Genomic DNA, 12,333 nt, shown 5'->3' on the forward strand with positions numbered 1-12,333 from the left:
TATTTTATAAGATAAGCTTGAATAAAGGGGACGAAGAGTTGAAGAAGAAAATCATTTGGACAGTCATTGGGGTGATTTTAACCATAGTCATCGTATTGATTGCTGCGGGAAATTATTTTTATGATGTGGCGATTAACCGCAGCCATGATGCTGTGGATCTCCATGGAGGGGGCGAGAGTGTAACAGCCGCGACTCTTTCAAGCGATGAAGAGCAACAGAGTAAACTTGAAGAGCTTACGGAATGGACCGAAAAGCAGAAGTTTGAAATTGTTGAAATAGAATCTGAAGATGGTCTTAAACTGAAAGCCAGATATCTGAAAAATAAACATCCAGGATCAAAAGCTGTCATTCTTGCTCACGGTTATAAAGGCAACAGCGAACAAATGCCTGGCATAACAAAATTTTATTACGATCAGGGTTATGATGTCCTTAAACCGGATGCGCGTGGCCACGGGTTGAGTGAAGGTGAGTATATTGGGTATGGCTGGCATGACCGTAAAGATTTGGTCAAATGGTCACAATATTTAGTTGATCAAAAAGGAGAGGACACCATCTTCCTCCACGGTTTCTCCATGGGCGCTGCAACGGTACTGATGACCAGCGGAGAAAAGCTTCCTGAGCAGGTTAAAGGGATCATCGCTGACAGTGGCTATACAACAGTTCAAGAAGAGCTGAGCCACCAGTTGAAATACCTCTACAATCTGCCCTCTTTCCCGGTCATGCAGGTTACAAGCGCAGTGACGAAAATCAGGGCAGGCTATTCATTTCCTGAAGCTTCAGCCATTGACAGTGTTAAAAAAAATAAGCTCCCTCTATTGATTATTCATGGGGATCAGGATCAACTGGTTCCAACAGATATGGGGAAGAGAATCTATGATAAAGCAAACAGCCCCAAGGAGCTATGGATTGTTCCTGGAGCAGGTCACACTGAGGCATACACTATTGCAGAAAAGGAATATAAAGACAAATTGAAATCATTCTGGTCTTCAGCAATAGAAAACAAATCGATACAGGATTATTGACGTGAACACACACATTAGTGGTGTGTTTTTCATTTTATGTTTGATTTAGTCTCAATGAGGAACAAAGTATAAAATACAGCAGAGGACATATATCTGGTAGAGGAGCAAATTTTTCACCGAAAAGGAGAGGGAGCAATGCCTCAAGGGAAACATGAAATATTAATTGATGTACCAATAGAAAAGGTTTGGGATTTCGTCAAGGATATGGATAACTGGGCCCCGTTATTGCCAGGCTATATCAGTCATGAAAAATTGAATGAAAAACAATCAAAATGGACGTTTAAGGAGACAGTTGGTGTCTTGAAGAAAAAAATCAGTTTGCAAGTCACCATTAAAGAATGGATTGAGCCTGTCAGGGTTACCTTTGACCTTAAAGGAATCAATGAAAACCTGACTGGGAATGGCTATTTTAAGGCAGATCCGGTGGATGTGAACAGGACGAGGATGACTGGATATCTGGAGATGACGGCAGAAGGAGCACTCGCCCCGGTCATGAATGCGGTAATGAAAACTTCCTTGCCAAAAAGCGGCCAGGAATTAACAACCGCAATCGCTGAGGAACTCGAGGGAAGAAAAGCAATTTGACAGGGATTTAAACAGGGGGCCTTGCATTGTGCAGACCCCTATTCAGCTTTTTCAATTTTAACAGGACCATCAATTCGCCCGCTTTTATCGAAGTAGACCGTAACCTTATCGCCGGTTTCAATATTTACCCCAGTCTGCACTTTTTCCTTTTTAAAATAAATGGTTTTACCGTTGCCTTCCACGAAATAGCCTGATGAATCTACCTTGCTGATTTTATACTCTTCTGTAAAATAATCATATTTAACTTCGTTCGAGCTTTTCCTGGCATCGCTCATTTCGATCTTCAGGAAAATCATCAGACCTAGAAAGAGTGTTAATAAAAATAAGACAAGAGCTCTCATATTTTTTCCTCCAACGCTTCATCACCAAACAGTATATGTCCGATGCTTGTCTATATGACCTCATCCTTTTAAAGTTTGCTATAATTATAGGAAAACTGCAGGATGAACAGAGGTTTGAGCATGACTAAATTATTAGAATCCGATCTATACGAACCGATCAGGAAGCATTTTTTAAAACAGGGGTACCGAGTCAATGGAGAGGTCCATGATTGTGATTTAACAGCATTAAAGGATGATGAACTTATCATCGTAGAGTTAAAGCTGACATTTAATATTGAACTGCTCCTTCAGGCAACGAGAAGACTGCGCCTTACTGATATGGTGTATATAGCAATCCCAAAACCGAAGCGGATATCAAGGAGACGCTGGAATGATGTCATCCACCTGGTAAAAAGGCTGGAAATCGGCCTGATTGTCGTAACGTTTGCCGGAAATCGAAAAACCATTGAATTTAAGGTTCACCCAGAACCATTCAATCGCAAGTCGAGCAAGAACCGGCGAAAAAAAGCGGCTTTGATCAAAGAAATTGAGGGAAGAAGCGCTGACTACAATGTCGGCGGAAGTAATAAAAGCAAGATCATGACCGCATATAAAGAAAATTGTATCCAAATAGCCTGTTATCTTGAGAAACTTGGGCAGATGTCACCTAAAGCACTCGTGGCGCTCGGGACCGGCGAAAAGACCCCATCAATCCTCCAGAAAAACTACTATAAATGGTTTGAAAGAGTCGAGAGAGGCGTATATGCACTTTCAGACCAGGGACAGGCAGACCTAAAGGATTTCCCTGAACTCGTAGCGTATTATTCAGGGAATCTGGAAGAGCCTAGTCAATGATATGTGCCCGGACTGAGAGAGAATCGCAAAAACCGGGCACATACAGAAAGGATATGTTCCCGAACTGACGGGAAAACGCAAAAACGGGGCACATAAAGAAAGGATATGTGCTCGAACTGAAGGGGAATTGCCAAAACGGAGCACGTAAAAAAAGAATATGTGCCCGAACTGAAGTAAAATCGCAAAACGGGGCACATAAAAGAGGGATATATTCCCGAACTGACGGGGAATCGCAAAAACGAGGCAAATAAAGGAAGGATATGTGCTCGAACTGAAAGTGAATTGCCAAAACGGGGCACGTAAAAAAAGAATATATGCCCGAACTGAAGTAAAATCGCAAAAACGGGGCACATAAAAGAAGGATATGTTACCGGAATCACAAAACGGGATAAATAATGAAAAAATTAATTTTAAAAAAGCACAGACAGAAAATCAATGTTGATTTCTGCCCGTGCTTTTTTAGTTTATTTATGCTTTTTCAAGAAAATGTTCGTCTATCAAAGCCTGTAATTCCTGTATTTCACGATTAAAATCAGATGACATTGAGAATAGGATACTATCAACCAGGAATTTTCTCGGTGCCTTGGAGCGAAGTTCTTCTTCAATGAAATTGAGCTTTTGGAGATGATCTTTATTTTCGCAATCAAGCTTTTTCAACCGGGAAATACCAGAATGGATTTTAGACCTCCAGTCTAGAGCTTCTCTATTTGAAACAGGGAGCCATGCATCAAGGAATTCTGGAGAAAGTAATTGTTCCTGAGACAGCGTCACTTCCTCAATCAAGTTTAGAATTCGGTTTACACTAAAGCGAACAATTGGAAGCATACTTGCCGAATCACCGTTGGCTTTACGATAAAACCGGACATTTTGAATGAGAATCCCATTAAGCATGATGGCAGCATCCAGAAGATATGGCCTGCAAAGATCATCGGTAATATCTGCAAGCCGGTCAGAATACCATCTCAATGTTTTCATTTGGCCTATTTCAATGAATTGCTTCAGTTCTTTATCCCCGGAAAAATAGACTTCTTCAAAAAGCGGGATGATTTTATTTTCCCTGTTTGCTGTCATCTGGAGTTCGATTTGCCTCATGAATACTTCTGGGTCACCTGGATCCTGGCCAAGCAATAAGGCGTCTCGGGCCATTTCCATTTTCCTGAAAGCTGCCCTGAAGATTTCCATGAGCAGCTCATTTTTTGATAAGAAATAATTATAAAAGGTTCCTTTAGATATTCCGCTGTAATCAAGGATATCCTGAATAGAGGTAGAGTGGAATCCTTTTTCTATAAAAAGCTCGTGCGCTTTTTCGATAACATTCCGTTTTCTGTCGTTCATTTCATCACCTTAACCCTTTTTGAACCGATTGTATAAAAAATATACTACATTAAATTTTCGGACATTACAAACCCTTTAACAACAATGGTTTAAAACTATTGCAAAAAATGGACCGATGGTATATGCTAGTGTCTATGCAAACACATTGTTGACAAATTTGTGAACAATAGAGGGGGAAATTCACAATGAATAAAAACTTTCAAGCGCCCGAAAAACCGCCGTACGGTATTCTCGCGGTATTGATTGTCGGGGCTTTTATCGCATTCTTAAATAATACATTGCTTAATATAGCCTTGCCATCCATCATGGCAGACTTGAAGGTGGAGGCCACGACAGTACAGTGGCTGACAACCGGCTTCATGCTTGTCAGCGGAGTCATGATTCCGCTTAGTGCCTATTTGATTCAGAAGTACTCAGTAAGGCGATTATTCTTAACCGCAATGGGATTATTCACTGCAGGTACAATTTTGGCTGGTGCTGCTCATGTTTTCCCATTATTATTAACCGGCAGGATGATCCAGGCGTCAGGTACCGCCATCATGATGCCATTATTGATGAATGTCATGCTCGTCAGTTTCCCGATTGAAAAACGGGGAACGGCAATGGGGGTCTTTGGCCTGGTATTGATGTTCGCACCTGCAATTGGTCCAACACTTTCCGGCTGGCTAATTGAGCATTACGACTGGAGAATGCTGTTCCACTTTGTAACACCAATCGCAGCTATTGTTTTATTACTAGGCTTCTTTTTGCTTAAAGATAAAAAAGAAAAAGTGCATATGCATCTTGATGTTATTTCTCTGACACTATCCAGTATCGGTTTTGGCGGGCTCCTGTATGGATTTAGCTCAGCAGGTTCAAAGGGCTGGGATAGCCCAAATGTTTACTTAACTTTAACAATCGGTACTGTGTCATTGGTTACATTTATTCTTCGTCAATTGAGACAGGATAATCCAATGCTTAACTTCAGGATCTATAAATACCCTATGTTCGCCTTATCATCAGCTATTTCGATGATTGTAACCATGGCAATGTTCTCAGGTATGCTTTTGCTGCCGATTTACGTGCAGACCATTAGGGGAATTTCTCCAATGGATGCAGGATTGATGCTTTTGCCAGGTGCAATAATAATGGCAATCATGTCACCTATTACAGGCCGATTATTTGATAAATTCGGCGGACGTGCTTTGGCTATTATAGGCCTGACGATTACGCTTGTAACGAGTTATTATTTCAGCAAGCTATCATTGGAAACAACTTATACCCAGTTGATCATCCTTTACACTGTTCGTATGTTCGGGATGTCCATGGTCAATATGCCAGTTTCTACAAACGGGTTAAACCAATTACCTGCAAAATATTATCCGCATGGTACAGCTATGAATAATACAATGCAGCAGGTTTCAGGTGCTATTGGTACGGCGTTGTTGGTTACTGTAATGTCTACGCGTGCAAAAAGTTACGGTACGGAGCTGGCAGCCAATGCTTTTAAACAAGCTGCAGCAGCAGGCAAAGCCGTAACTCCGGCTGCCAAAGCTGAAATGGAACAGCAAATTGCCATGCAGGCAATGCTGCACGGAATCAATGATGCCTTTTATGTGACAGTATTCCTCTCAGCCCTTGCGTTGGTGCTTGCTTTCTTTATCAAACGCGCGACTCAGGCAGAAGATACAATTGGCAAAAAGGCAGCTGCAAAGAATCACTCTCATAAATTGGCCAATAATTAAGAATGTCCCCCTGAATTCCAGGGGGATTTTTAGTATAATGATGTAAATTATTCCGGGGAAAGGATGGCTAGTATGCAAAAGACGCCCGAAAAGCTTGCTCAGCAACAACTGGATGCCTATAATAAACAAAATTTAGATGAGTTTTTGTCCGTATACAGTGATGATGTGGTAATAATGGAGTTTCCGTCAAATGATATTACCACAAAGGGAATCGAAGAAATGAGGACTCGCTACAAAAAGTTATTTGAGCAGCATCCAAACAACCATGCAGAATTATTGGCAAGGATTGTCCATGGTAATAAGGTAATCGATCATGAACTGGTAACTGGCAGAGAGAATAGCGCACCCAAAAAAGCTGTTGCTATTTATGAAGTGACTGAAGGTAAGATAGCAAAGGTTTGGTTTTTATAATCTATATCTATCTTAAGAAACGAGCCAGACCATGCAGTACTATGGGTCTGGCTTATTTTTAAATCTGTTAATGCAAACCATTTTCGGAATTTGTCTCCCATTATAATTTTTATTCTGCGAGGGAGTCTAACAGTTACAGCCCTAAATTTAGCTTTTCACGGTTTGACAATACATTACGACGAAATATACCGATCAAAGTATATAGAACAAAGTATGTAAAAGGAGGTGTTTGAATATGGTGAACATGAAGAAAGATTGGGAAGATCCCGATGATGAAAATGGAATCGCCCGATTATTCGGTCTTGATAAAGAAACGAGTCTGCAATCTGTCAATTTTGCTACTTCAGAAAGTCTTCTGTTGAATGAACATTTTCAGGAAGACTCTCAAAAATAAAGAAAGCCAGGCGCATAGCCCAGCTTATTTTTCGCGGTTTGCCAGTACGGCATCCGCTTTATGCTGTTGTTGGAATTGCTCCAGCATCTGGTTTGAGATGGCGGTATTTCCTAATGGATTGGGATGGACTCCATCAGTAGACAGATATTGCAAATTTTCACTGTTGATGACATTCGTTGTCTGAACCACTATGGAATATGGTGTTTCTTTTGCTGTTTCGTAAATCATTAAATTCCATTTTGGAAGCAGTTTATCCGCTAATGAGTAAAATTGATGATCAGTTGGCATTGGATTATATAGTTCAAGAAAAACTATAGTCGCCGCTGGATTCAGTTCTTTGATCCTAGTGGTGATTTCAGAAAGATTTTTTGAAAATCCTCCTTGAAGGCTATCGAAAGACTTAAGTGCGCTGTAGATGTCACTTTTCTTGACGAGTTTAAGGATGTCATTACCGCCTACATTTAGGGTAATTAAATCGGCACCTTTGATTTCCTCATCATATATTCCATCCTGTACCAGCACGTTCAATCGTTCGCTGGTTATTCCTATGATTCCTTCATTCTGAGAAATGACTTGTTTGCCAGTTTCAGCACCAAGCTTGCTTGAGAATTGACTGATGAAATTTTCTTCTTCAGAAATTCGATACCCGCGGATTATTGAGTCCCCGAGCGCAAGGTGGTTGACTGTACTGTCAGGGGATGTACGGTAATAATCTATATAAGTAAGCTTATTGGTTTTTTCAGTTACAGGGGCACTTTCCTGTTTCATCTTATTTAGCTGGTATTGTGGATAGTAAATCCATGCGGAAAGAGACAAGGCAGAAATGAGAACTAAGAGCATAAAGTACTTTATGATTTTCATGATGTTCACTCCTCGATATATGTCTATTGTATCAAGGATTTGGAAGAAAATAATTAGGGGGGTATTTCCATTTTTTAAAAAATAATAATATTTAGTTATCCGAAAAAAATCCTATCGTACTAATTAGATTTTGATATACTAGACAAGACTGCTTTGACTTTAAGTTTTACTATCGCTTTTGCAGTCGTTATAGGAAAAGAGACTTATATTACTACTATATTCAAGGAGTCCACAGATGTACCAGACTTTTTCGACAAAAGAAAAAATAAAGCAGATTTTTGTCTTACTGATACCAATCTTGATCACGCAATTAGGGATGTTTTCCATGGTGTTTTTTAATACCATCATGTCGGGAAAATATAATTCCTCAGACCTTGCTGGTGTAGCGATTGGATCTTCAATCTGGAGCCCTGTATTCACTGGGCTTAGCGGAATTCTCCTCGCGGTGTCACCAATTGCTGCCCAGCGCTTTGGTGAAAAGAAGGGAAAAGAGGTATCTTCCATTCTTACCCACGGGATTTATTTAGCTTTAATCATTGCCGTAATTGTCATTATTATGGGGATTTTTCTGCTAAATCCAATTTTAAATGCAATGAACCTTCCTGAAAGTGTACATGAAACGGCATTTCAATACCTTGCTGGATTAGGCTATGGAATCATTCCCTTGTTTATTTTTAATGTTTTGAGGTCATTTATTTATGCTCTGGGTAAAACAAGAGTGGTCATGTATATTCTGCTCATGTCACTGCCAGTCAACTTCTTCCTAAATTATGTCCTGATTTTTGGTTATTGGGGCTTCCCGGAACTCGGAGGTGCAGGTGCTGGTTATGCTACGTCAATTACCTATTACATAATTGCAGCAATGACAGCTGTAGTCATAATCAGGCAACAGCCATTTTCCGATTTTGTAGGGCTGGAATACTTCAAGGAATTTTCGGGAGAGAAAGTTAAAGAAATCTTGAAAATCGGTGTTCCGATGGGCTTGTCGATCTTTTTTGAAACAAGCATGTTTGCTGTCGTGACGATTTTGATCAGTAAGTTCAATATCACAACGATTGCCGCCTATCAATCCGCATTGAATATAGTCTCATTTCTTTATATGATCCCGATGAGTATTTCGATGGCATTAACTGTATTGGTTGGATTTGAAGTGGGAGCCCGCCGCTATAAGGATGCCAAAATATACAGCTGGCTGGGGATTTATTTGGCAGCACTCATCGCAATAGGCGCGGGATTGCTTGTCGTGTTATTCCGTTATAAGGTGGCAGGTTTTTACTCAAATGAGCCCGCCGTTATTGCGTTAACCGGCCAATTTTTGATTTATGCGTTATTCTTCATGATCTCCGACGCCATTCAGGCTACTGCACTAGCGGCACTTCGCGGATATAAAGATGTGAATATATCATTCGTCATCACGCTGATTGCATACTGGCTCATTTGTCTGCCGGTAGGTTACCTGCTCACCCAAAATACCGGACTTGGAGCTTCAGGATATTGGGTCGGCCTTACCACAGGATTGCTGGCAGCCGGAATCTCTTTGTCACTAAGATTAATCTTCATCCAAAAAAGAAGATTCAATACGAATATGGCCGAGGCTGTTTAAAGAGGTTCCTTTTGGAATCTCTTTTTTATTCCTTTATTTGGAATTATCCGAAGGAATTAATGGTGCTTGTGAGGAATATTTAAAAAGGGGAGGTGTATTAAATGGCATATTTAAAAATTGCATTTGAAAATTTCCAAAGTATTAAGAATCAAGCCGAAAGAGCGATGTCTCAATTAAGTCTGGATCAGCTTCATTATTCTCCAAACAAAGAATCAAACAGCATCGCGATCATCTCCAAACATATGAGCGGTAACCTGAAATCAAGGTTCAGTGATTTCCTGACAGCCGACGGCGAAAAACCCGACCGTGACCGGGATGGAGAATTTGAAGGCGCTTTTCACTCGAAAGAAGATTTACTCAATTTCTGGAATGAGGGCTGGTCTGTCCTTTTTGAAACACTTGAAAAATTAACAGAAGGCGATCTTGCTCGAACGGTATATATAAGAAGTGAACCACATAATGCCATGCAAGCCATACAACGCCAAATTGCCCATCAGGCAAGTCATTCTGGACAGATTGTCTATCTAGCGAAGATGCTTAAAAATGAGGAATGGGAAACACTCAGCATCCCAAGAGGAAAGTCACGGCAATACAACGAATCCATGAAGCTGGAGGATAAATAAAAAAGAGAGACCAGTGAAGGTCTCTCTCAAGAAGTTGATGCATGTTTTGCTTTGTATTTGGTCCACTGGAAACGAATGAAACAGCCGATGCAGAATCCAAGAATCGCTATAAAAGCCGCTATTGCAACCATGATGGTGAAAAAGTAACCAATCGCTGTATATCCATTCGCGAAAGAAACAAGTCCTCCTGCTAAACAGATGACAGCTATTTTTTGATTAAACTGCTGCTGCTCCCAGTCTTCAGGGATATATGCGGAAAGATCTTTCTTCAAGAAATGTCTCGCAGCTTTCATTATCGGGTTATAACCGAAGAATATTCCTGATAATCCTGCAGCTAATGGTAAACCTAATATCCATTCAAAACCTGTTAACCAGGCACTAATTACACTTATGACAATGAACCACTGATTTGTCCTGACTAACAGCTGAGGAATTGAGCGTAATTGACCAGACAAAATTAATCCGACCTTTCTTATTGGTTTATAAGTATTTTACCTTTTTTTATCTGAAATGTTAAGTGTAAAGAAAAAATTCATGAAAACATCGCTGACATTGAAATATGGAAAAGTATCCCTGAATATAATGGAATGCTGCATAAATTTATATAAAAAAGACGGGGGAAAGCATGGGTCGATTTTTTAAAGGTGTATGGGTTTTGATTCTGGCAGGGTGCATTGGTGTTTCTGGCTGTGCTCAACAAACTTCGGTGAAGGATGAAACGGAAAAGAAGGTAGTCGAACCAGCTGAGGATCAAAAAGTCAAAGAAGAACAGGAACCAAAAGAACAGGAACCAAAAGAACAGGAACCAGAAGTGGTTGAGCCAATTGTAGTGGAAGTCATTGAGCCAACAACACAGGAGGTTGTCAAATCACTGACACCAATTGAGTTGGGTTTTGGTACAGATGATGCGAAATACAGGAATGAGCTTGAGAAGTGGGCACGTGAACTGGCACGCGGTACAGAAACGACAGCTGGCTTTGACAGACGTATGATTCCGGATAAGCTCGGCCCAGACGGTCAGGTGATCAAGGGAAGCCCACTAATTATTTTGGAGGAAGAGGAACTTGTAAATAGCATCATCGAGGCCTCTAAAGAAGGAGGGACTGTAGAGCTGCCTCTCTATGTGACTGCGAGCAGCTACGAAATAAGTGATGCAGCCAGACTTGATGAGGTGGTTGTAGGTAAGTATACAACCTATTTTAATGCAGGGGTTGCCGGCAGGACAAAGAATATTGAGTTGTCAGCAGATGCCATTAACAATGTCATTCTGGGAGTGGGGGATGTCTTTTCATTCAACACAACGGTCGGTCCAAGTGATGAGGCCCATGGTTACCAGCCTGCCGAGGAGATTGTTAACAAAAAGCTGGTCATGGGCATTGGGGGAGGAATCTGCCAGACTTCTTCTACCCTATTCAATGCGGTCGATGTTCTTGGGGTTGGATATGTGGAAAAACATCATCATTCGCTTTCGGTCGGTTATGTGCCTAAGGGAAGGGACGCCACCGTTTCATACGGAGGCAAGGATTTCAGGTTCGAAAACACAACAGGTGTGCCATTATTGCTAAAAGCAATTGTCAGCAAGGGCAGCCTCACTGTGGAAGTGAGAACTTCAAAAGACTATCAAACCCAAATGAAAAAGGGAATCTAAGGGCTTAAAAATAATCCGTCATAAGACGTAGAACGAATCAACCTAATGGTGAATGTTTCCATCATCGCCTTCCATTATTCTTGAATTAAGAACAGGGAGGCGATTCAAATGGAAATGAATTATCTTGCATTAGAATATATTTGGAATTCAAAACAGGAAGAACTAAAAAGGAAAGCTCACTTCAAAGAAACTTATCAGCTTTATCCGCAGAGTAAAAAGTTTGACTGGGTAAGTGCATTAAGGAGGGAAAATAAATAAAAATAATTAAATACATTTTATACACGTCAGGTTTTGTGATTTTGCAGGTAATGATAGGGAAGTTCCAGCTATTTTTTAAGAATATGGGAATGGAAACATATAGCCTCTATCCATGGAGCTTCCTTTCTGTATTATTTTATTTTCCATTAGGTGTTTATCTTGGAATTCCGGAACTGCTGAAGAAATTTAGCGAAAATGGCAAGTGGAAAATCAATTGGCTTAAAATCTTCTTCATCTCTTTCCCGTTGATCTATATTTCTTTCTTCTGGTTCATTCCTTTCTCTTATCCAATTCCGAATTTTTTGGCAGACACCAATACAACATTTAAATTAGCGATGATTGCAGCAGGTTTTATCTTTATGAATAGCATTGAAAAAGAAAACAGCGGATGAGAACATCCGCTGTTTTCCCATTAATTCATTTGGAGTTTTCATGAGGTACGTTTCTTTTCGTTCACATTCACCAACAGTCCCCGCTTGATCCAATAATCCAGATGGTCAACAGGAAAGACGCTTCGATTTTCAGCATTGTTCATTTGGATGATCACACTGCTCTCAGAAACCTCTAAAACCTTTAATCTGTCAGAGTTATACATATTCGGCATAAACCCATGCCTGATTTCAAACTCCATATTATTTTTATATTCCATAAAAAACCCTCCAGGATTTCTTTATGGATATAATATTTGCTAAAA

General features: G+C 40.4%; 16 protein-coding genes. 11 read left to right on the forward strand and 5 right to left on the reverse strand.

The genetic code is table 11. The features are described from left to right. The first annotated feature begins 38 nt into the window (after positions 1-38). Positions 39-1,022 (forward strand): alpha/beta hydrolase, encoded by a 984-nt coding sequence (locus tag M3593_RS00110; protein ID WP_186326878.1) that lies wholly within the window; start codon positions 39-41, stop codon positions 1,020-1,022. 135 nt (positions 1,023-1,157) lie between these two features. Next, a complete protein-coding gene (locus M3593_RS00115; RefSeq protein ID WP_144480951.1) occupies positions 1,158-1,607 on the forward strand; it encodes an SRPBCC family protein in 450 nt (149 codons plus the stop codon). A 38-nt stretch (positions 1,608-1,645) separates the two neighbouring features. On the opposite strand, the gene M3593_RS00120 is transcribed toward M3593_RS00115, so the two are convergent. Beyond that, the gene (locus M3593_RS00120) at positions 1,646-1,948 is read right to left on the reverse strand and encodes a S1-like domain-containing RNA-binding protein (RefSeq protein ID WP_251540038.1); all 303 of its coding nucleotides are present in this window, start codon (positions 1,946-1,948) and stop codon (positions 1,646-1,648) included. 120 nt (positions 1,949-2,068) lie between these two features. Between M3593_RS00120 and M3593_RS00125 the strand changes: the two genes are divergently transcribed. Further along, positions 2,069-2,782, forward strand: a complete 714-nt coding sequence (locus M3593_RS00125; protein ID WP_144480955.1) for a DUF2161 domain-containing phosphodiesterase — start codon at positions 2,069-2,071, stop codon at positions 2,780-2,782. Between the two features lie 468 nt (positions 2,783-3,250). Here M3593_RS00125 and M3593_RS00130 read toward each other — a convergent pair whose 3' ends face one another. Beyond that, complete coding sequence (locus M3593_RS00130) at positions 3,251-4,117, reverse strand: TetR/AcrR family transcriptional regulator (RefSeq protein WP_144480958.1); 867 nt, start codon at positions 4,115-4,117, stop codon at positions 3,251-3,253. A gap of 185 nt (positions 4,118-4,302) precedes the next feature. Between M3593_RS00130 and M3593_RS00135 the strand changes: the two genes are divergently transcribed. The 3 genes from M3593_RS00135 to M3593_RS00145 all read left to right on the forward strand — a co-directional run bounded on the left by M3593_RS00135 (position 4,303) and on the right by M3593_RS00145 (position 6,646). Next, complete coding sequence (locus M3593_RS00135; protein ID WP_251540040.1) at positions 4,303-5,841, forward strand: DHA2 family efflux MFS transporter permease subunit; 1,539 nt, start codon at positions 4,303-4,305, stop codon at positions 5,839-5,841. Between the two features lie 72 nt (positions 5,842-5,913). After that, the gene (locus M3593_RS00140) at positions 5,914-6,252 is read left to right on the forward strand and encodes a nuclear transport factor 2 family protein (RefSeq protein ID WP_251540042.1); all 339 of its coding nucleotides are present in this window, start codon (positions 5,914-5,916) and stop codon (positions 6,250-6,252) included. Between the two features lie 235 nt (positions 6,253-6,487). Continuing rightward, complete coding sequence (locus M3593_RS00145; RefSeq protein WP_186326879.1) at positions 6,488-6,646, forward strand: hypothetical protein; 159 nt, start codon at positions 6,488-6,490, stop codon at positions 6,644-6,646. Between the two features lie 24 nt (positions 6,647-6,670). Here the strand turns inward: M3593_RS00145 and M3593_RS00150 are convergent, their stop codons facing one another. Then, entirely contained in the window at positions 6,671-7,507 is an 837-nt protein-coding gene (locus M3593_RS00150) for a GDSL-type esterase/lipase family protein (RefSeq protein WP_251540044.1), read from the reverse strand. A gap of 235 nt (positions 7,508-7,742) precedes the next feature. Between M3593_RS00150 and M3593_RS00155 the strand changes: the two genes are divergently transcribed. Together M3593_RS00155 and M3593_RS00160 are read left to right on the forward strand one after the other, a co-directional pair. After that, complete coding sequence (locus tag M3593_RS00155; protein ID WP_251540053.1) at positions 7,743-9,110, forward strand: MATE family efflux transporter; 1,368 nt, start codon at positions 7,743-7,745, stop codon at positions 9,108-9,110. A 101-nt stretch (positions 9,111-9,211) separates the two neighbouring features. Then, on the forward strand, positions 9,212-9,733 hold the full coding sequence (locus tag M3593_RS00160) for a DUF1572 family protein (RefSeq protein WP_251540054.1): 522 nt from the start codon (positions 9,212-9,214) through the stop codon (positions 9,731-9,733). A 26-nt stretch (positions 9,734-9,759) separates the two neighbouring features. Here the strand turns inward: M3593_RS00160 and M3593_RS00165 are convergent, their stop codons facing one another. Beyond that, positions 9,760-10,188, reverse strand: a complete 429-nt coding sequence (locus M3593_RS00165; RefSeq protein ID WP_251540056.1) for a DUF4395 domain-containing protein — start codon at positions 10,186-10,188, stop codon at positions 9,760-9,762. A gap of 170 nt (positions 10,189-10,358) precedes the next feature. Between M3593_RS00165 and M3593_RS00170 the strand changes: the two genes are divergently transcribed. The 3 genes from M3593_RS00170 (at position 10,359) to M3593_RS00180 (ending at position 12,031) form a co-directional block, all read left to right on the forward strand. Next, positions 10,359-11,381, forward strand: a complete 1,023-nt coding sequence (locus tag M3593_RS00170) for a VanW family protein (RefSeq protein WP_251540058.1) — start codon at positions 10,359-10,361, stop codon at positions 11,379-11,381. Positions 11,382-11,489: 108 nt separating this feature from the next. Further along, the gene (locus M3593_RS00175; protein ID WP_186326880.1) at positions 11,490-11,639 is read left to right on the forward strand and encodes a hypothetical protein; all 150 of its coding nucleotides are present in this window, start codon (positions 11,490-11,492) and stop codon (positions 11,637-11,639) included. Positions 11,640-11,680: 41 nt separating this feature from the next. Continuing rightward, positions 11,681-12,031 carry a hypothetical protein gene (locus M3593_RS00180; RefSeq protein WP_144480973.1) on the forward strand — a complete coding sequence of 117 codons (351 nt, stop codon included), beginning with the start codon at positions 11,681-11,683 and terminating at the stop codon, positions 12,029-12,031. 38 nt (positions 12,032-12,069) lie between these two features. Here M3593_RS00180 and M3593_RS00185 read toward each other — a convergent pair whose 3' ends face one another. Next, the gene (locus tag M3593_RS00185; protein WP_144480975.1) at positions 12,070-12,288 is read right to left on the reverse strand and encodes a hypothetical protein; all 219 of its coding nucleotides are present in this window, start codon (positions 12,286-12,288) and stop codon (positions 12,070-12,072) included. Between the last annotated feature and the right edge of the window lie 45 nt (positions 12,289-12,333).

The sequence above is a fragment of the Mesobacillus sp. MER 48 genome, from assembly GCF_023714225.1.
Lineage (GTDB): Bacteria > Bacillota > Bacilli > Bacillales > Cytobacillaceae > Mesobacillus > Mesobacillus oceanisediminis_A.

Coding starts and splice junctions, on each gene's coding strand:
- M3593_RS00120 (WP_251540038.1), bottom strand. CDS start 1,948: ATGAGAGCTCTTGTCTTATTTTTATTAACACTCTTTCTAGGTCTGATG.
- M3593_RS00130 (WP_144480958.1), bottom strand. CDS start 4,117: ATGAACGACAGAAAACGGAATGTTATCGAAAAAGCGCACGAGCTTTTT.
- M3593_RS00155 (WP_251540053.1), top strand. CDS start 7,743: ATGTACCAGACTTTTTCGACAAAAGAAAAAATAAAGCAGATTTTTGTC.
- M3593_RS00115 (WP_144480951.1), top strand. CDS start 1,158: ATGCCTCAAGGGAAACATGAAATATTAATTGATGTACCAATAGAAAAG.
- M3593_RS00140 (WP_251540042.1), top strand. CDS start 5,914: ATGCAAAAGACGCCCGAAAAGCTTGCTCAGCAACAACTGGATGCCTAT.
- M3593_RS00185 (WP_144480975.1), bottom strand. CDS start 12,288: ATGGAATATAAAAATAATATGGAGTTTGAAATCAGGCATGGGTTTATG.
- M3593_RS00170 (WP_251540058.1), top strand. CDS start 10,359: ATGGGTCGATTTTTTAAAGGTGTATGGGTTTTGATTCTGGCAGGGTGC.
- M3593_RS00135 (WP_251540040.1), top strand. CDS start 4,303: ATGAATAAAAACTTTCAAGCGCCCGAAAAACCGCCGTACGGTATTCTC.
- M3593_RS00150 (WP_251540044.1), bottom strand. CDS start 7,507: ATGAAAATCATAAAGTACTTTATGCTCTTAGTTCTCATTTCTGCCTTG.
- M3593_RS00160 (WP_251540054.1), top strand. CDS start 9,212: ATGGCATATTTAAAAATTGCATTTGAAAATTTCCAAAGTATTAAGAAT.
- M3593_RS00125 (WP_144480955.1), top strand. CDS start 2,069: ATGACTAAATTATTAGAATCCGATCTATACGAACCGATCAGGAAGCAT.
- M3593_RS00145 (WP_186326879.1), top strand. CDS start 6,488: ATGGTGAACATGAAGAAAGATTGGGAAGATCCCGATGATGAAAATGGA.
- M3593_RS00175 (WP_186326880.1), top strand. CDS start 11,490: ATGGAAATGAATTATCTTGCATTAGAATATATTTGGAATTCAAAACAG.